This window comes from Phenylobacterium sp. (assembly GCF_035539035.1).
GTDB lineage: Bacteria > Pseudomonadota > Alphaproteobacteria > Caulobacterales > Caulobacteraceae > Phenylobacterium.
In genome coordinates this window covers 76,284-95,551 of record NZ_DATLJI010000016.1, presented here as the reverse complement: position 1 = coordinate 95,551, position 19,268 = coordinate 76,284, and the positions used below count along the sequence as shown (strand labels likewise).

The following is a 19,268-nucleotide window of genomic DNA, read 5'->3' as shown; positions in this document are numbered from 1 at the left end:
GCAGAGCCTGCGCGCTCTTCTGAATTGTGGCCGAAACTGGACTGTCAGGCAGCCGACGGAAATCGTCGTTCGACCGGCGTTTCAGGCGGAACGTAATCCCTCATTCACTGTTTTAGGCCCGTCGCGAGGAGAGCTTTGCAGCGCGACGCTGGTCAGACGAGTGCGGGTTCCGAATATGCTTCCCAAGGCCACCCCAGAGCAGAGGCCGCTGTCCGACGACACCGGACCGGAGGACCTTGACCGTGCGCCAGCCGAGGCGCGGTCCTTCGCGCCCACCGAACGCCGTATCCGCGGCCTCGAGTCTCTCGACGCCTATCTCCCCTCGGCCTGGGATCGCATCGACGAGCATGAGGTGATCCGGCTCGCCGGGTCGGCCGAGGCCGCTCGCCCCGAGATCTCCGCCGACGAGGCGGCCGCCCGCCGGGCGCTGATCGTCATCCCCTGCCTCAACGAGGAGGCGGTGATCCGGCAGGTGATCCAGCAGGTGCTCTCCGACGAGGGCCTGGTCGATCCGCTGGTGCTGGTGGCGGACGGCGGCTCCACCGACCGCAGCCGCCAGATCGTGGCCGAGATCGCCGCCGTCGACCCGCGCGTGCGTCTGCTCGCCAATCCCGCCCGGCTGCAGAGCGCGGGCATGAACCTGGCGGCCCGGGTGATGGGCGGCGACCGGCCCTGGCTGGTGCGCGTGGACGCCCACGCCGACTATCCGAAGAACTACGCCTCCACCCTGATCGCCGAGGCCCGCCGCACGGGCGCCGACTCGGTGGTGGTCTCCATGGACACCCGCGGCGAGGGCTTCTTCCAGCGCGCCGTGGCGGTGGCCCAGAACTCGGTGCTCGGCACCGGCGGCTCCGCCCACCGGCTGGCCAGCGAAGGCCAGTGGGTCGATCATGGCCACCACGCCCTGTTCAGCCTCGACGCCTATCAGGCCGTCGGCGGCTACGACGAGAGCTTCAGCCACAACGAGGACGCCGAGCTCGACCTGCGGCTGGCCGGCCACGGCGGCCGCATCTGGCTCACCGACAAGGTGCGCATCGGCTACTACCCGCGTAGCACGCCGGGCGCGCTCTGGAAGCAGTACTTCAGCTACGGCAAGGGCCGGGCCCGCACGGTGCTGAAGCACTACACGCCGCTGAAGATCCGCCAGACGCTGCCGCTGGCCGTGGCGCCGGCGGTGGCGTCGGCCGCGCTCGCGCCCTTCTTCTGGGCCTTCGCCATCCCGGCCGTGATGTGGATGCTGGCGGCCCTGTCGTTCGGCGTGCTGCTGGGCGTGAGGAAGCGCGAGGCCGCGGCCTTCCTGTCGGGCCCGGCGGCGATGATCATGCACCTGGCCTGGTCCGCCGGGTTCTGGGCCCAGCTCGCCACCTGGCGCAGTGACCGCAGCTCTCCGGGCCGGCCGGAGCTGGCGCAGGTCGAGGCCGCCTGATGCCCGGCCACCGGCCGACCGTCTCCGTCGTCACCGCCAACTACAACGGCGCGCGCTACCTCGCCGAGGCGGTGCGCTCGGTGCTGGGCCAGACGCTCGCCTCCCTCGAGCTGATCGTCGTCGACGACCGCTCCACGGACGACAGCCTGCAGGTGATCGAGGCCGCCGCCGAGGGGGATCCGCGCGTGCGGGTCTTCGTCCAGCCGCAGAACGGCGGCCCCGGCGCGGCGCGCAACCGGGCGCTGGCGGAAGCCCGCGGCGCCTGGATCGCGGTGTTCGATTCCGACGACCTCATGGCCCCCGACCGGCTGGAGCGCATGGTCGCCCGCGCCGAGGCGGACGGCGCCGACATGGTCGTGGACAATCTCACCGTCTTCCAGGACGGCTCGGCAGAGCCCGGGCGGCCGTTCCTGGCCGGCAAGGCCTGGGGCGAGCCCCGCTGGATCGGGCTCGCCGACTACATCGACTCTGCGCGCATGTATTCGAAGCGCCCGGGCCTGGGTTACCTGAAGCCGCTGTTCCGGGCCGAGGCGCTCAGGACCACCCGCTACCGCGAGGAGCTGCGGATCGGCGAGGACTACGACCTCGTCCTGCGGCTGCTGGCCCAGGGCCGGACCCTGCGGCTGGAGCCAGCGGCCCTCTACCGCTACCGCAAGCACGGATCCTCGATCTCCCACGTGATGCGCCGCGACCACCTGGTGCAGATGCTGGCCGCCGACGCCTCGCTGGAAGGGGTGATGATGGGCCAGCCCAAGGAGGTCCGCCGGGCCTTCGCCGCGCGCCGCCGTTCGCTGCACGCGGCGCTCGCCTACGACCATGTGATCGAGCGGCTGAAGGCGCGCGACCTGGTCGGCGGTCTCGCGGCCAGCCTTGCGTCGCCGGACATCTGGCCGCTGCTCACCATGCCGGTGGCCGCCCGCCTGAAGCGTCTCGCGGCGCGGCTCTCGTCCGCCCAGCCGGCCGCCGCGGCGGCCTGACGCCTCAGGCGATCGCCGGATCCACGGGCGCGTCGGCCAGGGCCTGGGCGGCGCCGAAGGCCCGCAGGTCCGCCATCAGCCGCCGGCGCGCGCCCAGCCAGATCACCGCGGCGTAGGTCACTGCGCCCAGGGCGATCATCCCCGCCAGCTCCAGCCCCGGGGGCGCGCTCGACAGCGCGGCGCGCGCGCCCAGCACCGCCGCGGCCATGGCCGCGCAGCCGAGCGCGGCCGGCACGAACGCGGCGGCGAGGCGTCCGTGGGACATCTTCAGCTCGCGGGCCAGCACGTGAAGGTAGACCGCGCAGACCACGGCCATCGCGCCGGCGGCGGCGGCCGAGACCGGCTCGAGGCCGAAGCGCACCACCGCGGCCACGGTGGCGATGGTGACCACGCCCAGCAGGATGGAGAGCTTCAGCCTGAGCGCCGTGCGCCCAAGACCCATGAAGGTCGTGGCGACGATCGAGCAGACGCAGAAGAAGAAGCCGGCGGCGGCCAGGAAGCGCAGCGGGGCGATGGCCTCCAGCCATTTGTCGCCCAGCACCAGCGTCACCGCCAGGTCGGCGACGAGAGCCAGGCCCACGAACAGCGGGGCCAGCGCGAAGGCGCCCAGCCGCAGGGCGGCGGCGGCCAGGTCCTGCATGGCCTCGCGCGAGGCGCCGTGCGCTGTGCGGGCCACGGCGGTGAAGATGTAGAGGTAGAACGGCCCGGAGATCAGCATGTCGGGCGCCCGGACGATCTGGTAGGCCATGGCGTAATACCCAAGGGCGGTCGCCCCGAGGACGCCGCCGACGATCAGGCTGTCCAGGTTGCGCGAGACGAAGTCGGCGAGGATCGCGCCGATGGTGTGGGCGCCGAAGGTCAGCAGCTTGCGGGCCTCCTGGAAGCGGTAGTGCAGGCGGATCGGCGCGCCGGCCCGCGACGACACCCAGGCGAGCTTGCAGATCCACAGCACCAGCTGCTGGGCGACGAGCGCCCAGGCGCCCCAGCCGGCGAGCGCGGCGGCCAGGGCCGTCAGCGCGCTGGCGACGGTGGAGATCAGGTCGCCGGCCGCGAAGATCGCGAACCTGCCCTCGCGGATGATCCGGCCGTTGGCGACGGTTGTCAGGCTGTTGATCAGCAGGATCGGCGACAGCGCCACGATCAGCAGCGGCAGGCGCGGCTGGTCCATCAGCGCGCCCATCGGCCAGGCGGCGGCGGCGCAGGCCAGGGCGAGCGTCAGGCCAATGGCCGCCGAGAGCCAGAAGACGGTGGATTCCTGGTCGCGGCTCACCTCCCGCTGGCGGCCGAGCGCATAGCCCATGCCGCCGTCCGACAGGACGTTGGCCAGCAGGATGAACGGCATGGCCAGCGCCACCAGCCCGTATTCCGCAGGCCCGATCAGCCGCGCCAGGATCGGCAGCATGGCGAACTGCAGGCCGAGCCTGAGCGCGCTGGCGCCGGTCAGGGCCAGCGCGCCGAAGGAGGTGCGATGGAGGCGGAAGGCCCGCTTGCGCCCGGGCTCGGGCAGGGGGGCGGCCCCGTCGGCGATGCTCATCGACCGGCGTCGGGGTCGGAGCGGAGGAGGCGCAGCGAGCCGGTCGCCGGCGACCAGCGGGGGTTGGCCCAGCCGGCCGGCACGTCCTCCACCGGCCAGACCTGGACGATGCGCGGCTGCGCCGGCCGGTAGACGGTCCGCACCGTCCGCGGGGAGTCGACGCGGCCGAAGGCGGCGCCGAGCGCGCCGAACGCCAGGACCGTGGAGAAGTAGAAGGGCGAAATGCCGATGGTCTCGATGGGCGTGCGGGCGAGCTGGTAGAGCAGGACGCCCACCCAGAAGACCAGCGCGAGGTTCGGCCGCACCACGAAGCGGCGGACCAGGGCCACCACGCCCACCAGCAGGGTGAGCCCCACCACGATCAGGCCCACCCAGCCGAGGGTCACGAGGATCTCGACGAAGGTGTTGTGGAAGGTGAAGCCGCCGCGGCTGTCGATGCCGAAGTAGCGCCACAGGCCCTCGGCGTCCGGATTGCCCTGCAGCCAGAAGGCGTAGAAGCCCCGGCCCAGCATCGGCTTTTCCTGGATCAGGTCCGCCGCGCGGTACCAGAGGTAGGTCCGGCCCGTGAGCGTGGGGTCCTTGTCGAACACCTGCGCGCCCCACTCGATCATGGCCTGGGCGAGCCAGCGGTAGGAAAGGCCCACCGCCACCAGCACGATCGCCACCATGGAGGTCAGCCAGGCGCGCACCGCCTTGCCCACCTTCAGGAGCGGCAGGAGGGCCAGCATGCCGCCGACGCCCATGGCGAGGCCCAGCAGCGCCCCGGCCGAGCGGGCCGCGGTCACCGCATGGAAGCCGGCCGCCAGGGTGACGAGGCCCACGCCGACCCACAGCCAGCTCCGGCTGCGGATCGCCATCAGGGTCATGCCGATGGCCACCAGCACGCCGGTGGAGGCGATGTCGGCCAGCAGGTTCTTGCTCTCGGTGAGGCCGGAGAAGGCGTTGCCGCCGGCGCCGACGCCCACGGCCACGGTCCCGCCGCTGACCAGGGAAAAGACGATGTAGGTCAGGAAGGCCAGGCCCATGGCGCGCAGCACCGCCTCCTGGTTCCTGGCCGAGGAGATCAGCAGCCCGGCCAGCACGGTGATCCCCAGCTCGATGGCGAACTTCAGCGTCTCCTTCGGCGCTTCGGACCAGACGGTGGAAAAGACCGCGAAGGCCGGCACGACGAACAGGAAGGCGCGGGCGATCAGCACCCGCTCCAGCTTCTTGCGCCGCGCCACCAGATAGAGCGGGACCGCCGCGGCGACCGCCGCCGCGCCCACCGTGCCCAGATTGGCGATGAACAGCAGGGCGACGAACAGGATGAAGGTGAAGACCGCGTCGAGGTCCACCTTGATCCCCGCCAGGCTGACCACGGCGCCTTCCGCCGCGCCGGGTTCGATCACCCGGGCGACCGGCTGCACGACGCGGGCCCTGCGCTGCTCGCGCCAGGAGACCGGATGCGGGGCGGGGATATCGCCGCCGCGGATGCGGCGCGGCCGTCCGGCCTGACGGTAGCTGTCCCAGGTGGTCATGGCGCGAACCTGTAGGCGCGGATGTAGTCGATCTGCATCCGGGCGGGGAAAGGCGTGCTGGCGTCGGGCTGGCCGGCCCAGTCGCCGCCGAGCGCGATGTTGGCCAGCATGTACATGGGCTTGTGCATGTCGGCGGGCGTCGGCATGCGCTTCACCTCGCGGCCGTCCACGAACCAGACGACGTTCTCCCGCGTCCAGCTGACGGCGTAGGTGTGGAAGTCGTCGGGGCTGACGGCCACCTCCGTCCCCTCGGCCTTCACCGCGTTGGAGTGCAGCGTCACATAGACCTTCGACGGGTCGCCGATGCTCTCCATCACGTCGATCTCGGGCGGCCAGGAAAGGTCCTTCGGCAGCAGCCAGAAAGCCGGCCACACGCCCTTGCCGCGGGGCAGCTTGGCCCGCATCTCGAAGTAGCCGTAGGTCTGGCTGAAGGTGGGCTCGGTCGTGATCAGCCCGGAGGTGTAGCGGAAGCCGCCCAGCCGTTCGGCGAGCGGGGCAGGGACCTTCTCGGCGCGGATCTCGAGCACGCCGCCGCGGACCGCGAACGGGTTGAGCCCCAGCGGCCGGTCGGCCTCGCCGCGGCGGGCGCGGCGGCCCTCGTGGCCCGGACGCTCGTCATCCCCGTGGCGGCCGCGGTGGCCCCGCATGTCCGGGTCGACGTAGAGCTGCAGCTCCTTGTTCCACTTCAGGGTGCGCAGGTTGAAGTCGTCGTCGTTGTCGTCGCGCCCGTCGCGGAAGGTCGTGCGCCAGACGCCCTGACCGTTCCGCCAGGGGCGGAAGGTGTCGAACTCGTCGGCGAAGGCCAGCTTCAGCGCCCGGCCGTCGGGCGCCTTGGCCAGGGGCGCGGTCGCCGCCTCGGCCCGGGGACCGCCGGGGAGGCAGGCGGCGAGGCTCACGGCCAGGACGGCCGTGGCCAGCGCCGCGCGCGGGGAGGCTTTGATCACGTCGGACATCGGTCTCCCGCGGGCCTCAGGCCGCGGCGATGTAGTAGTTCTTGAAATAGCCGTAGTAGTCGCTCGAGTCGCCGTAGCCGTAGCGGGCCTGGCCCTTGACGTTGACCTTGGTGAGCAGCGCCCCGGCCACGTTCGCCCCGCACTCCTGCAGGATGTCCACCGCCGACTGGGCCGCGCGCAGCGGGGTCTTGTTCCACTGCACGAGGTAGAGCACCCGGTCGGCCTTGGCGGCCAGGATGCGGGCGTCGGCGACGCCGAGGATCGGCGGGGCGTCCAGGATCACGTAGTCGAACTGGTTGGCCAGCTCGCGCAGGACGTCGTCCGTGTCCGGGTTCGAGAACAGGTCGTAGGGCACGCTCTTGCCGGCCGCCGGCAGGATGAAGAGGTTGGTCTTCGGGTCATGCACCAGGGCCTCGGAGAGCGGGACCTTGTCCTGCACCACCTCGACCAGGCCGACGTCGCGCGGGCCGATCAGCTTGGTCACGCCCCGCTGGCGCAGGTCGCAGTCCACCAGGGCCACCCGGCTGCCGGACAGGGCGAGCGTGCGGGCCAGGCAGAAGGACGTCAGGCTCTTGCCCTCCCGCGGCACCGCCGAGGTGATGGCGATCAGCTTGGAGTCGTCCTGCTGGGCGCTGATCATCAGGAAGGCGCGCAGGTTGCGGAAGGCCTCGGCGAAGCCGGAGAACGGGTGGCTGACCAGGTACTCGGCCGGCGCGGCTTCCGGGCCGCGCAGGCCCTTCGGCTTCACCGAGCGGAAGTCCGGCAGGACGCCCGCGAAGGGCACGCCCAGCTCCCGCTCCACGTCGAGGCGCGAGCGCAGGTGCTTGTCCCAGAATTCGGCCACCAGCACCGCAATGCCGGCCGCGATCAGGCCCGCCAGCACGGCCAGGGCCGCGCCCAGCTTCATGTTCGGCGAGGACGGCGCGGTCGGCGTCGCGGCCTTGGAGTTGATGACGCCGTCGGCCTGCTGGAGGCTGCCTTCGGCCGCCACTTCCTTGGCGCGGTTCAGATAGGCCTCGTAGATCGCCTTGGCGGCGTCGGCTTTCTGCTGCAGGCCCACGAGGCCGACCATCGCCTGGTTGTTCTGGGCGATCCCCCCCTGGGCGGCGCCGCGGCTGCCCATCAGCGAGGCCTGGCGGCCAGCCGCGGCCTGGGCCTCGGCGCGCAGGCTGGAGAGGATGCGGTTGATCTCGATCTGGATCTGGCCGCGGATGTCGTTGAGCTGCGCCTGGGTCCGCTTCACCTCCGGGTACTGGTCGGTGAAGTCGGTCTTCAGCTGCGCGAGCTTGACGGAGAGCTCGGCCTCGCGCTTGCGCATCTCGCGGATGGTCTCCGAGCCCAGGGCCGCGCCGACGTCGGCGCCGCCGCTGCCGTTGCGCAGCTGGGTCTGGGCCGCGGCGAGGCGAGCGTACTTCTCGGCGGTCTCGGCGCGGGCGATGGCCAGCTGCTGGTTGAGGGTGGAGACTTCCTGCTCGGCCATGGTCGAGCCCTGGGCGCTCATCAGGCCGTTCTCGTTCTTGTAGCGCTGGACATTGGCCTCGGCGACCTCGGCGTCGCGGCGCATCTTCTCGAGGCTCATGCCGAGCTCGCGGTTGGCGCGGGTGACCCGCGCCAGCTTCTCGTCGAGCTGCCGCTTCAGATACTGGTCCATGTAGGTGTTGGCGAGTAGCGAGGACTTCTGCGGGGAGGTCGAGCTGACACCCACCATCACCACATAGGTAAGGCCCGCGCGGCGGACCCAGGTGCGGTCCTGCAGGGTCTTGGTGACCCGCGCGATCAGACGCTCGTCAGGATTGGCGATCGGCGGCTTGGCCGGCTTGAGGCCGAACATGCCCGGCGCCATCGAGGGGTTGAACTCGGGGTCGTTGTAGAGCTTGAGGCGGCGGACCACGTCCTCCGCGAGCGCCCGGGACCGCAGGATCTCCACCTGGGTGTCGACGGCGCTGGTGTCCGGCGGCAGGCCGGTGGCCTGCTGCGCCTGGGCGAGGTTGGTCTGCTTGGGATCGATCACCACCGACCCGACCGCGGTGTAGGTGGGCGTCTGCATGGCGAAGGCGGCCAGCACGACGATGAACACGGCGGCGGCCACGCCCAGCCCGAGCTTGGCCCGTTGCAGCAGGATGCCGAAGAGCTGGCGCAGGTGCATGCGCTCTGGCTCGATCGGCCTGAAGGGCGCCGACGGATGGGCCGGCAACTCGTGCGAGATCGGGATCAGATTGTTCATGGGCGACCTGCGTTACCACTTGCGGCAGGGCGGGACGCCGGGCGGCCGAACGGCTCCGGTACGTTGATCGCGTGACTGGACCGACGGCCCAGCTCCATCACGCGTTCCCGAGACGAGGACCCCAAAGGCCCCACCCTGAACTTCGGAAAATCTAGCGTTGCCAATAACCCCGACCTCTTCGCGGGGTTCCGCGCGATGGCGCGCGCCTGCTTGGCGGTCAGGCGCGCGCCCATGCCCTGGTCACCAGGGCGCGAGCAGCATGCCCAGGAGGCCGAAGCCGCCCTGGAAGTTCTGCATGAAGTTCTTGGCCCCGGAGGTGTCCACGACGACGATGTCGTTGCCGTAGACCAGGGGGTCCTCGGCCTTGCCGGAACGGATGGCGGCCAGGTTGTAGACCGCGCTCTGCCGCTTGCCGCCGATCGTGCGGAAGATGGCCACGCGCTTGACGTTGGCGAGCTTCGGGTCGGGCCCGCGGGCGAGCGAGATCGCCTGCATCAGGGTGGTGGGCCCGGCCAGCGGGTACTGCCCCGGCTGCTGCACCGCCCCGTCGACCGTCACCTTCTGGCTCTGGGCCTCCTTGACGGTGACGATGACCTGCGGGTCCTTCATGTAGCTCTTCTTGAGCAGGCCCGCGATGTCGTTGGACAGCTCCGCGGGCGTGCGTCCGCCGGCCTGCACCGCGCCGATCAGCGGCAGCAGGATCTTGCCCCCGGAGTCCACGGCGACCGTGCGTTTCAGCTCCTCGATGCCGAAGACGTTGATCTCCAGCTCGTCCTGGGCGCCGATCCGGTAGTCGGCGGCGTCGGGGCGGAGCAGGGCGCCCGCATCGGGCGGCGGCAGGTTCGCGGCCAGCGCCGGGGCGGAAGCGCCGGCGCACGCGATGAACGCCGCGGCGGCGAGCGAGGGCAGACGCCTACGCATGAATGTCTCTCCAGAAAAAATCGCGACCAGACGATTGCGGTCGGGCGAGAACGCACTTCCGCGAGCCGACAACACCCGCAGGCCCCGGGATGTTCCGTACGGCGAAGCTCGTTCAGTAGAGCTGCAGCTCCTTGAGGCCCGCCAGCCGGGCCACGACGCCCGCATGCAGTGAGCCGCGCACCAGCCATTTCGAGCGCCTGGCCGGCGAAAGGGCCGAGGCCGCCGCGCCGGCCAGGCAGACGCCGCCCTTGGCTCCGGCCACGCCGATCTGCGCCAGCCGCGCGGGCCCGCGGAACCGGCTCTCCAGCCGCGCGCCGTGCGTCTGTCCGGTGCGGAAGCTGCGCTTGAGCAGCCACTTCAGCGACTGGCGGCCCGGCGGCACGGGCTCGTAGGCCAGGGCGTCGGGCGCGAAGCCGATCATCCCGTCGGAGTCGGTCAGCCGGTAGAAGAAGTCGTCGTCCTCGCCGCCCTGACGGCCGCGCGCCAGATCGAAGCGCAGGCCCCGGCTGCGCACCGCGTCCATGCGGATCAGCACGTTTCCGGCATAACCCTTGAGGATCCGCCCGCCGGCCTCGACCGGGGCCGTGGAGTGGAAGTCTCCGGCCGCCAGCCAGCCGGGTGCGTCGGGTCCGTAGACCGCCTTCACCGGCCCCAGCACCGCGTCCCAGCCGCCGCGGGCGGCCTCCGCGAGCAGGGCGGCGAGCCAGCCGGGCGTGACCGTCTCGTCGTCGTCCAGGAAGGCCAGGAATTCGCCGCGCGCCGCGTCGAGGCAGGCGTTGCGGGCCAGCGAGATGTTCCGCGACGGGGCATGGACATAAGCCAGGTCGAGCCCGCTCGTCTCGGCGGCCGTGCGGATCCGCGCCTCCGCCTCCGGCGTCTCGTCGTTGTCGGCGACGATCACCCGCAGGGCGACGCCCGGCGGCAGGGTCAGCGCCCCGAGCGATGCGAGCGTCTCCGCCACCGCGATCCGCTTGTAGGTGCAGACGCCCACGTCCACGTTCATGGCTCTCTTCCCCAGACCTTCACCGTGGCGGAGAATGGACGCCGGCCCCGCGGGTTCCCCTCAGGCCCCGAAGATCCAGCCGGACGGCAGGGCCGAAAGCTGCACGCCGGCCAGGATCATCTGGTTTCCGCCGCCCATGTCGATGACCGCGTCGGCCCCGGACTGGACGAGGGTGTAGCGGGTCCCGGGCAGGAGCTGGACGCGGTCGCCCTCGGCGGCGTTGAAGTCGGCCACCCGGTCGATCCCGGCCTCGGCGAAGGTATGGAAGATGTCCGCGCCCGCGCCGCCGGTGAGGGTGTCGTTCCCGCGGTCGCCCGCCAGCCAGTCGTTGCCGCCCTGGCCGAACACCCGGTCGTCGCCCTGGCCGCCGCGGACGATGTCCGCGCCCGCGCCGCCGTCGGACCAGTCGTCGCCCATGTTGCCGTAGACGATGTCGTCGCCTTCGTCGCCGCTCAGCAGGTCGCCGTCCTTGCCGCCCACGACCCAGTCGGGACCTAGGCCGCCGGAGACGGTGTCAAAGCCCATGTTGCCGTGGACGTCGTCGAAGCCGTCGCCGCCGACGATGCGGTCGTCGCCGTCCTCGCCGCGGAGATAGTCCTCGCCGCTGGTGCCCGTGAGGGTGTCGTTCCCGGCGCCGGCCATCAGCGGCGCCCGGCCGGGCGCGGCCTGCAGCACGTCGTCGCCGGCGGTCGGCCCGGAACCGGGCGGGGTCGAGGCGCCCAGGATCCTGTAGAGCTGCTGGACCCCCGCGGCGTCGGCGACGATCAGCTCGCCCGAGGCGGTGACGCCGGTCAGGTCGCCCGCCACCTGGCGCGCCGGGCCGTACCAGCCGGGCACGTCGCCGCCATAGGCGTACTCGTCGTAGGCCCGGGCGAAGGTGCGGCCGTCAGCCGTGTCCCAGCTCGCCGCGAAGCCGCCCATGGCGGTCGCGGCGAAGCGCACGTCGCCCACGGCCGGACCGAGCTCCTGGCGGGTGAAGGTCCCCTTGGCCGGGTCGAACACCATGGCCCAGGCGGCGCGGCCGGCGCCGTCCGGCATGTAGTAGGCGAACGCCACCTTGCCGGTGGTGAGCCAGGTCCCCGTGGCGGTGAACTGGCTGACGGAGCCGGCCATCAGCGCCGTGGCGGGACCGATCGCCCCGTTCTGCGCCACCGCCCCGAACACCGCCCCGGCGTCTTCCCAGATCAGGAAGGTCTTCCCAGGCGGCGCAGCGGCGGGCCGCGAGGCGTAGACGGCGATGCCTGCGGAGGTGACCGGCGCGCCGTCGGCGAAGGTCGCGGGGGTGGCGGCCTGGCCGCTGGTGGGCCCGCCCGCCGCGCGCAACGTGCCCACCGGCGCCTCGGGCGTCTCGTGCACCACCTGGGTGGAGCCGTCGGCCAGGGCGTAGGCGCGGACGTAGTCCACCTTCAGCTGCGCCGGGAACATGGAGCCGTCCGGGTTCCCGCCCCAGCCGCCGACCGCCAGGTTCAGGATCATCGCCATGGGCTCGGTCCAGTTGGCCGGCGTGTTCCCCTGCAGGACGGCGACGCCGTCGTAGTAGAAGGTCACCGTCTGGGGCGTCCACAGCATGCCGTAGGTGTGGAAGCCGCCGGGCTCGAGCTTCAGGGCGTTGTCGTATTGGGTGTCGCTCCCGCCGAAGGCGCGGCGGTAGTCCACGTGCGGCGTGGCGGCCAGGCCTTCGAAGATGTCCGCCTCGATCTGCGGGATGAAGGGGTGGGTCATCATCCAGAAGGCGGGCCAGGTGCCCACCGCCGTCGGCATCTCGGCGCGCACTTCGAAGTAGCCGTACTTCTGCTCGAACATGCCGAGCGTGTTCAGCATCCCCGAGGAATAGTCCCGGTTCCAGGCGGCGTAGGCCTTGTCGTCGGGGATCGGCGCCGCGGTGATGGTGAGCACCCCGCCCGCGACCGAGAACGGGTTCATGTCGAGGTCGGCCTCGCCGCGGCCCTGGAAGCCCGGCTTGGCGTAGACCTGGGCCTCGCCGTTGGAGACCAGGGTGTAGGCCCACTGGTCCTTCAGGTTGCCGCCGAAGTCGCCGCGCCAGACGCCGGTCTCCAGCGACGGGTCCCAGAGCTGCAGGGTGTTGAAGTCGTCGGAGAAGGTGAGGGCGCCCAGCTTCGAGGTGTCCAGCGGCAGCAGGAACTGGCGGTCGGCGAAGCTCGCCGGCGTCTCGTCCCGGATGACCAGCCGCTCGCCGCCGCCGAGGTTCAGCACCACGTCGGCGCCCTGCTGGCTCATGGCTCCGCGGATCTGGGCGGCGCTCGTAAAGCCGTAGCCCTGCAGCTGGAGCTGCGAGTTGCCGTTCCAGTTGTAGATCACGTCCGAGCCTTCGCCGGCCCGGATCACGAAGGTGGTCTTCTGGGTCGCCGCGCCCACCAGCACGTCGTCGCCCCGCCCGCCGTAGACCCAGTGGGTGGCGTCGTCGACGGTGATCAGATTGCCGAGGTCGTTGCCGACCCCGTAGTTGAAGCCGCCGTTGACCGTGAGGTTCTCGACGTTCGCCGCCAGGTGGACCGAGGTCCAGGCGATCATGGTGTCGACGCCGCCGCCAGCCTGCTCCACGACCCGGTCCTTGGGGTCGGTGATCCAGTGCCGGTTGTCCAGGCTGTTGCCGACCAGGACGTCGCCGCCGCCTTCACCGGAAAGTGAGGAATGGCCGGCCGGCGCGTTGATCGTCTCGTTCCCCGCCGACGTGCCGGCCGTGCGCGCCTGTTCGGCCGCGCTCTCCGGCATCGCCTCTCCACGGGCGTTGTAATAGGTCACTCTCGGAAGCCTCCACCGTTCGTGGGGTTCACAACACGAAGCCGGGGCGAAGGTTCTGGCGCGCGCGCCGCTTCCCATACCGCTTGGCGAAAATGTGACAGCGGCCGCGGCAACCGCGCTCCGGCGCGGGTGTTCCCTGTCCAGGTTGGGATTGGAGGGTCAGGGGTCATGCCAGAGCCGCGTTCGTTCGCTTACTCGCTCAGCCAGGGCGAGCAGGGCTGGAGTTGGAGCGTCTATGACGAGGAGGGTGTCACCGTCGCGCGCGGCGCCGACGCCAGCCGGGCCGCCGCCCAGGCGGCCGTCGAGCGCACCCTCAAACGCCCTCCGGCGTACAGCACCGCCGGCCTTCCCGCCGCCTGACGGCGCAACCTTTCCGGGACTTCAGGTGCAGGGCGGCCCTCGGGCCGCCCTTTGTCGTATCGGCAAGACACCCATGCCCGCGGGACCCCTGCAGCCGGAACGGGTAGAAAAAGGCGCAAATACAACGCAAGCGTGAATTCGGCACAACAGTCGGTGACCCGACAAAATTCCTGAAGCTTGACCACGGAACCCTCCACCGTAGCCGTGGGTTCTTGGGCCTGTTCCTGGCGGGGACTGGCTTCGCCGGACAGCTTCCGAAGTTTCCGATGTCCGAATTTGTCTATGCAAACCAGGTCCTGGAAGGGACCAGGCCGCGCCTGCGCAGGGTTTCCCTTGATCAGCCGCTCACCGAAGCCATGAACGTCATGGTCGCGCTGCTGGCGCTGATCTTCCTCGCCCCGGTCATGATCGCCGTCGCGATGGCCATTTACGCCCAGGATGGCGGGCCGATACTGTTCGCCCATCGCCGGCTCGGCCGTAACGGCCGCCACTTCTACTGTCTGAAATTCCGCTCCATGGCCGTCGACGCCGAACGGCGGCTGCAGGAGTTGCTGGCCCAGGACCCCGCCGCCCGCGCGGAATGGGAGAAGGACCACAAGCTGCGCAACGACCCGCGGGTCACCAGGCTCGGCGAGTTCCTGCGCAAGACCAGCCTCGACGAGCTGCCGCAGCTCTTCAACGTCCTGCGCGGCGAGATGAGCCTCGTGGGGCCGCGCCCGATCGTCGACGCCGAGATCGCCAAGTACGGCCGCCGTTTCCAGAACTACTGCGCGGTGAAGCCCGGCATCACCGGCCTGTGGCAGGTCTCCGGCCGCAACGACACCAGCTACCGCACCCGCGTGGCCATGGACTGCGTCTACGCCGCCCGCCGCAACGTGTGGATGGACGCCGCCGTGCTCGCCATGACGGTGCCCGCCGTGCTCGCCCGCCGCGGATCCTACTGATAGCCTGACCGCATGGTCACCGAGCGCAACGAGGAGCGGGTCGACCCCAGGCGTCACCCGCTCCTTTCGCTTCTGAAGCGGATCGAAAGCCGCGTCCTGCTGATCCTGCTGGGCGCGGCCACGGCCTTGTGGGCCTTCCTCGAGCTCGCCGACGACGTGAGCGAGGGCGAGACCAACGCCTTCGACCGCCAGGTGCTCCTGGCGCTGCGCAACCCCGCAGACCTCAACGATCCGCTCGGCCCCCGCACGATGGAGGAGGCGATCCGGGACGTGACGGCGCTCGGCGGCTTCACCGTGCTGACGCTGGTGACGGTGGTCGGCGCCCTGACCTTCCTGTTCCACGGCCGTCGCCGCCACGCCCTGGTGCTGGTCGGCGCCGTGGCCCTGGCCCAGCTGTCCAGCGAGGTGGCCAAGGCCCTCTACGGCCGCCCGCGGCCGGACCTCGTGAGCCACGGCTCGTTCGTCTATTCGGGCAGCTTCCCGAGCGGCCACTCCATGCTCTCGGCCGCCACCTATCTGACGCTCGCCATGCTGATCTCCAGCCTGGAGCCGACGCGGGGCACGAAGCGGCTCGTCTATGTCCTGGCCGTGCTGCTGGTGATGGCGGTGGGGATCAGCCGGGTCTACCTGGGCGTCCACTGGCCCAGCGACGTGCTGGGCGGCTGGGCGTTCGGCGCGGCCTGGAGCCTGCTGGCCTGGCTCGTGCTGCTCAAGCTGGGCGCGAAGCCCACCCCGCCGAGGGACTAGGGCCGGGCGGCCATCGCCTTGGCGACCACCGGGGCCAGGCGGCGCGCGATCACCTGCACCCCCTGCGCATTGGGATGGATGCCGTCGCCCTGGTTCAGGGCGCGGATCCGCGCCACGCCGGCCAGCAGGTTGGGGTAGAGGGCCACGCCGTGCGCCCGCGCCAGGCCGGGGAAGACGGCGTTGAACTCGCGGGCGTAGTTGCGGCCGATCTCGGCCGGCGCCTCGATCCCGCAGAGCACCACGCCCTTGTTCCGCTGCTTCAGCCGCCGGACGATCCTGTCCAGGTTGGCCCGCACCACCTTCGGCGCCACCCCCTGCATGAGGTCGTTGGCGCCGAGCGCCACCACGCAGATGTCGGTGTCGGGCTGGACGCTGAAATCCACCCGCGCCGCGCCGCCCGCCGTGGTGTCGCCCGAGACGCCCGCGCCGCGCACGACGCTGTGCACGCCCAGCTTCAGGAGCGCGGCGTGGAGCTGGGCGGGCAGCGCCGCCCGGGCGGGCAGGCCGTAGCCGGCGGTGATGGAGTCGCCCAGGATCGTCACCACCTTGCCCTTGGCGGCGGACGCGGCGCCCGGCAGGAGGACGAGCCCCGTCGCTAGCAGGGTCCGGCGTGAAAGGCGGGCGGTGGATGTATCGGCCATGAGCCTGTCCTATCTAGGCGATGGTCTCGCCCGTCCAATGGTCTTGAGAGGTCTCGTTGCCCGATCCATCGGTTCCGCCGCTCCTCCTGGACGACGTCTCCCTCACGCTGCCGTCGGCGGCCGGGCCGGTCGAGATCCTCCGTGGCCTGAGTGTGCGCGTGGACGAGGGCGAGCGTGTGGCGCTCGTGGGGCCCTCCGGCTCGGGCAAGTCGTCGCTGATCGCGGTGGCGGCGGGGCTCGAGCGGCCCACCGGCGGGCGCGTGCAGCTGCTCGGCCGCAACCTCGCGCGCCTCGACGAGGACGGCCGCGCCCGGCTGAGGCGCGGCAAGGTCTCCCTGGTCTTCCAGGCCTTCCACCTGCTGCCGAACATGACGGCGGCCGAGAACGTCGCCGCGCCCCTGGAGATCGCCGGCCGGCCGGACGCCGCCGAGACCGCCCGCGTCTGGCTGGAGCGCGTCGGCCTGTCCGCGCGGGCGCGGCACTATCCGCACCAGCTTTCCGGCGGCGAGCAGCAGCGCGTGGCGCTGGCCCGGGCGCTGGCGCCCAGGCCCGCCCTGCTGTTCGCCGACGAGCCGACCGGCAACCTCGACGCCGCCAACGCCGCCCACGTGGCGCAGCTGATGTTCGACCTGGCCGCCGAGACCGGGGCGGCCCTGGTGCTGGTCACCCACGACGAGGCCCTGGCCGCCCGCGCCGACCGCACGGTGCGCCTGCGTGACGGCCGGGCGGAGGCGCCGTGATCCCGCTCGCCGCCCGCTTCGCCGCCCGGGAGCTGCGGGCCGGCGTCCGTGGCTTCCGGATCTTCCTGGCCTGCCTGGCGCTGGGCGTGGCCGCCATCGCAGCCGCCGGCTCCACCGCCGAGGCCTTCCGCCAGGGCCTCGCGACGGAAGCGCGGGACATCCTGGGCGGCGACCTGGCGATCTCGGCCCAGGGCCGGCGGTTCAGCCACGAGGAGCAGGTGGTGTTCGCCCGCGCCGGGCGGGTGGCCTACGCCGCCGCCAACCGGGCCATGGCCGAGGCGCCCTCGGGCGAGCGGCGGCTGGTGGAGCTGCGCGGGGTGAGCCCCGAATATCCGGTGGCGGGGCAGGTCAGCCTGACCGGCGCGGCGTCCGTGCGCGAGGCGACCGCCCGGCGGGGCGAGGCCTATGGCGCGGCCGTCGAAGCCGCGCTGCTGGAGCGGCTGGGCCTGAAGCTCGGCGACGGGTTCCTGGTCGGCAATGTGCCGATGGTCGCCACCGCCGTCCTGCTGGAGGAGCCCGACCGGCTCTCCCGCGGCTTCGCGCTCGGCCCCCGCGTGCTGACCAGCCTGGAGGCCGTGGAGGCGAGCGGCCTGCTGGCCCCCGGCCTGCCGTTCGGCGCCACGGCCCGCATCGTCCTGCCGCCCGGCGTCGATCCCGATCGCGCCGAGGGCGAGATCCGCAACCAGCTGCCGGGCAAGCGCCTGCGCATCCGCACCCGCGACGAGGCCGCCCAGGGGATCGGGCGGATGATCGACCAGCTGGAGTACTTCCTGGCCTTCATCGGCCTGGCCTCCCTGGTGGCCGGCGGCCTGGGCGTCTACGGCGCGGTGAACGCCTACCTGCAGGCCCGCAAGCCGGTGATCGCCACCCTGAAGGCGCTGGGCGCCGAGGGCGGCCTGGTCCGCGACGTCTACCTGATCCAGATCGCGGTGCTGGCCCTCTTGGGCGTGGCGATCGGCCTGGCGGTCGGGGCCGCAGCCCCGGTGATCCTCGGGCGGCTGGTGGAGGACGAGCTGCCGGTGCCGGCCCTGTTCGCCGTCTATCCCGGACCGCTCCTGAAGGCCGCCGGCTTCGGCCTGCTCTGCGCGGCGGCCTTCGCCCTGGCCCCGCTTGGCCGCGCCCGCACCACGCCGCCCGCCAGCCTGTTCCGCAGCGACCTGGCCGGACGCCTTTGCTTCGGGCCGGAGATCGTGGGCGCGCTCGTCGCGGCGGCGGGGCTGGCGGGCCTCGCCCTCGTCACCGCGCCGACCCTGCTGACCGCCGTGGCGATGATCGGCGGGGTGATCGTGGCCTTCGTCCTGCTCTGGCTGATGGGGGCCGGCGCCGCGCGGCTCGCGGGGCGCCTGAGGCTCGGCGCGCGCGGACCCCTGCGCATCGGCCTGGCCAACCTCGCCGGGCCGGGCTCGGCGGCCCGGACCGCAGCCCCGGCCATCGGCCTCGGCGTCGCCCTGCTGGCGGCGGTGGTGCTGATCCAGTCGAGCCTGCTGCGGCAGGTGTCGGAGGTGGCGCCGCGCTCCGCCCCGGCGCTGGTGTTCACCGAGATCCCGCATGCCCGCACCGCCGCCTTCGACGCCGAGGTGGCCCGCGCCTTCGGGACCCGGCTCACGCCCGACATCTACCTGCGCGCGCCGATGATCGACGGCCGCATCGTGCGAATCCGCGGCGAGCCGGTGGAGCGGACCCGCATCCGCCCGAACGCCCGCTGGGCCTACGACGCCCGCGTCACCCTTTCGGCCCTCGGCCCCGAGCCGCCGAACGCGGAGATCCGCCAGGGCCGCTGGTGGGCGGCCGCCTACGACGGCCCGCCGCTCGTGGCCATGAGCGAGGAGGTGGCGGCCGGCGGCGGGGTGCGGCTGGGCGACGTCATCACCATCCAGGTGCTCGGCCGCGAGATCGACGCCCGCGTGGCCGTCCTGCGGGAGGTGGAGTTCGGCGGCTTCGGCGCGACCTTCCCCCTGATCCTGACGCCCAACGCCATCGCGGGCGCCGAGCCCCGCCACGTGGCCATCGCCAAGGCGACGCGGGCCCAGGAGCGGGCGGTGACCCGGGCGCTCGGCCGGAATTTCGCCGAGGTGAACGTCATCTCGGTGCGCGAGCAGCTCGAGGCCGCCACCGCGCTCTTCGACCGGCTGGCGCTGGCGATCCGCGGCGCCGCCGGCGTCGCCGCGCTGGCGGGGCTGCTGGTGCTGGCCGGCGCCATCGCCGCGCGGGCCCGCGAGCGGACGCGGGAGGCGGCGACGCTCAAGGTGCTGGGCGCCTCGCGGGGCCAGATCCTGGCGGCCTACGTCCTGGAGTACGGCGCCGTCGGCCTGATCGCCGGGACCGCCGGGGTGGCCCTGGGCTACGCCGCGGCCTGGCCGGTGGTGACCAGGGTCTTCGAGACCGACTGGAGCGTCGACTGGGGCGGGGTGGCGGCCCTGCTCGGCGGCGCGGCGGCGGTCACCGGCGCCGGCGGCCTGCTTGCGGCCTTCCAGGCGCTCTCGAAGCGGCCGGCCCCGGCGCTGCGGGCGGAGTAGGG

15 protein-coding genes are annotated in these 19,268 nt (G+C 72.2%); 7 read left to right on the top strand and 8 right to left on the bottom strand.

Annotated features, from left to right (window positions below; all coding sequences use genetic code 11):
- Positions 1 to 175: 175 nt before the first annotated feature.
- Both VM685_RS14450 and VM685_RS14445 read left to right on the top strand, forming a co-directional pair.
- Positions 176 to 1,426: a glycosyltransferase family 2 protein gene (locus VM685_RS14450; RefSeq protein ID WP_325460870.1), complete on the top strand. Its 1,251-nt coding sequence runs from the start codon at positions 176 to 178 to the stop codon at positions 1,424 to 1,426.
- Complete coding sequence (locus VM685_RS14445) at positions 1,426 to 2,403, top strand: glycosyltransferase family 2 protein (RefSeq protein ID WP_325460869.1); 978 nt, start codon at positions 1,426 to 1,428, stop codon at positions 2,401 to 2,403. The genes VM685_RS14450 and VM685_RS14445 overlap by 1 nt, the downstream gene beginning before the upstream one ends.
- Before the next feature lie 4 nt (positions 2,404 to 2,407).
- On the opposite strand, the gene VM685_RS14440 is transcribed toward VM685_RS14445, so the two are convergent.
- From VM685_RS14440 to VM685_RS14410, 7 genes are all read right to left on the bottom strand, one after another.
- A complete protein-coding gene (locus VM685_RS14440) occupies positions 2,408 to 3,937 on the bottom strand; it encodes an oligosaccharide flippase family protein (protein ID WP_325460868.1) in 1,530 nt (509 codons plus the stop codon).
- Positions 3,934 to 5,454 (bottom strand): O-antigen ligase, encoded by a 1,521-nt coding sequence (locus VM685_RS14435; protein ID WP_325460867.1) that lies wholly within the window; start codon positions 5,452 to 5,454, stop codon positions 3,934 to 3,936. The genes VM685_RS14440 and VM685_RS14435 overlap by 4 nt, the downstream gene beginning before the upstream one ends.
- Positions 5,451 to 6,407: a glycoside hydrolase family 16 protein gene (locus tag VM685_RS14430; RefSeq protein WP_325460866.1), complete on the bottom strand. Its 957-nt coding sequence runs from the start codon at positions 6,405 to 6,407 to the stop codon at positions 5,451 to 5,453. Before VM685_RS14430 ends, VM685_RS14435 begins: the two co-directional genes overlap by 4 nt.
- Before the next feature lie 16 nt (positions 6,408 to 6,423).
- Complete coding sequence (locus tag VM685_RS14425; RefSeq protein WP_325460865.1) at positions 6,424 to 8,631, bottom strand: GumC family protein; 2,208 nt, start codon at positions 8,629 to 8,631, stop codon at positions 6,424 to 6,426.
- Positions 8,632 to 8,871: 240 nt separating this feature from the next.
- Positions 8,872 to 9,552: a polysaccharide biosynthesis/export family protein gene (locus VM685_RS14420; protein ID WP_325460864.1), complete on the bottom strand. Its 681-nt coding sequence runs from the start codon at positions 9,550 to 9,552 to the stop codon at positions 8,872 to 8,874.
- A gap of 112 nt (positions 9,553 to 9,664) precedes the next feature.
- Positions 9,665 to 10,555, bottom strand: a complete 891-nt coding sequence (locus tag VM685_RS14415) for a glycosyltransferase family A protein (RefSeq protein WP_325460863.1) — start codon at positions 10,553 to 10,555, stop codon at positions 9,665 to 9,667.
- Positions 10,556 to 10,615: 60 nt separating this feature from the next.
- Entirely contained in the window at positions 10,616 to 13,318 is a 2,703-nt protein-coding gene (locus VM685_RS14410; protein ID WP_325460862.1) for a family 16 glycosylhydrolase, read from the bottom strand.
- 168 nt (positions 13,319 to 13,486) lie between these two features.
- Between VM685_RS14410 and VM685_RS14405 the strand changes: the two genes are divergently transcribed.
- From VM685_RS14405 to VM685_RS14395, 3 genes are all read left to right on the top strand, one after another.
- Entirely contained in the window at positions 13,487 to 13,678 is a 192-nt protein-coding gene (locus VM685_RS14405) for a hypothetical protein (protein WP_325460861.1), read from the top strand.
- A 266-nt stretch (positions 13,679 to 13,944) separates the two neighbouring features.
- A complete protein-coding gene (locus VM685_RS14400; protein WP_325460860.1) occupies positions 13,945 to 14,622 on the top strand; it encodes a sugar transferase in 678 nt (225 codons plus the stop codon).
- Between the two features lie 12 nt (positions 14,623 to 14,634).
- Entirely contained in the window at positions 14,635 to 15,369 is a 735-nt protein-coding gene (locus VM685_RS14395; RefSeq protein ID WP_325460859.1) for a phosphatase PAP2 family protein, read from the top strand.
- Here VM685_RS14395 and VM685_RS14390 read toward each other — a convergent pair.
- Entirely contained in the window at positions 15,366 to 16,010 is a 645-nt protein-coding gene (locus VM685_RS14390; RefSeq protein WP_325460858.1) for an arylesterase, read from the bottom strand. The genes VM685_RS14395 and VM685_RS14390 overlap by 4 nt on opposite strands.
- Positions 16,011 to 16,066: 56 nt before the next feature.
- On the opposite strand from VM685_RS14390, the gene VM685_RS14385 reads away from it, so the two are divergent.
- Positions 16,067 to 16,750: an ABC transporter ATP-binding protein gene (locus VM685_RS14385; RefSeq protein ID WP_325460857.1), complete on the top strand. Its 684-nt coding sequence runs from the start codon at positions 16,067 to 16,069 to the stop codon at positions 16,748 to 16,750.
- On the top strand, positions 16,747 to 19,266 hold the full coding sequence (locus VM685_RS14380) for an ABC transporter permease (protein WP_325460856.1): 2,520 nt from the start codon (positions 16,747 to 16,749) through the stop codon (positions 19,264 to 19,266). Before VM685_RS14385 ends, VM685_RS14380 begins: the two co-directional genes overlap by 4 nt.
- Positions 19,267 to 19,268 lie beyond the last annotated feature (2 nt).

Excerpts from the sequence above, each read along its gene's own strand:
- VM685_RS14450 (WP_325460870.1), top strand. The coding sequence starts at position 176 with ATGCTTCCCAAGGCCACCCCAGAGCAGAGGCCGCTGTCCGACGACACC.
- VM685_RS14445 (WP_325460869.1), top strand. The coding sequence starts at position 1,426 with ATGCCCGGCCACCGGCCGACCGTCTCCGTCGTCACCGCCAACTACAAC.
- VM685_RS14440 (WP_325460868.1), bottom strand. The coding sequence starts at position 3,937 with ATGAGCATCGCCGACGGGGCCGCCCCCCTGCCCGAGCCCGGGCGCAAG.
- VM685_RS14435 (WP_325460867.1), bottom strand. The coding sequence starts at position 5,454 with ATGACCACCTGGGACAGCTACCGTCAGGCCGGACGGCCGCGCCGCATC.
- VM685_RS14430 (WP_325460866.1), bottom strand. The coding sequence starts at position 6,407 with ATGTCCGACGTGATCAAAGCCTCCCCGCGCGCGGCGCTGGCCACGGCC.
- VM685_RS14425 (WP_325460865.1), bottom strand. The coding sequence starts at position 8,631 with ATGAACAATCTGATCCCGATCTCGCACGAGTTGCCGGCCCATCCGTCG.
- VM685_RS14420 (WP_325460864.1), bottom strand. The coding sequence starts at position 9,552 with ATGCGTAGGCGTCTGCCCTCGCTCGCCGCCGCGGCGTTCATCGCGTGC.
- VM685_RS14415 (WP_325460863.1), bottom strand. The coding sequence starts at position 10,555 with ATGAACGTGGACGTGGGCGTCTGCACCTACAAGCGGATCGCGGTGGCG.
- VM685_RS14405 (WP_325460861.1), top strand. The coding sequence starts at position 13,487 with ATGCCAGAGCCGCGTTCGTTCGCTTACTCGCTCAGCCAGGGCGAGCAG.
- VM685_RS14400 (WP_325460860.1), top strand. The coding sequence starts at position 13,945 with ATGTCCGAATTTGTCTATGCAAACCAGGTCCTGGAAGGGACCAGGCCG.
- VM685_RS14395 (WP_325460859.1), top strand. The coding sequence starts at position 14,635 with ATGGTCACCGAGCGCAACGAGGAGCGGGTCGACCCCAGGCGTCACCCG.
- VM685_RS14390 (WP_325460858.1), bottom strand. The coding sequence starts at position 16,010 with ATGGCCGATACATCCACCGCCCGCCTTTCACGCCGGACCCTGCTAGCG.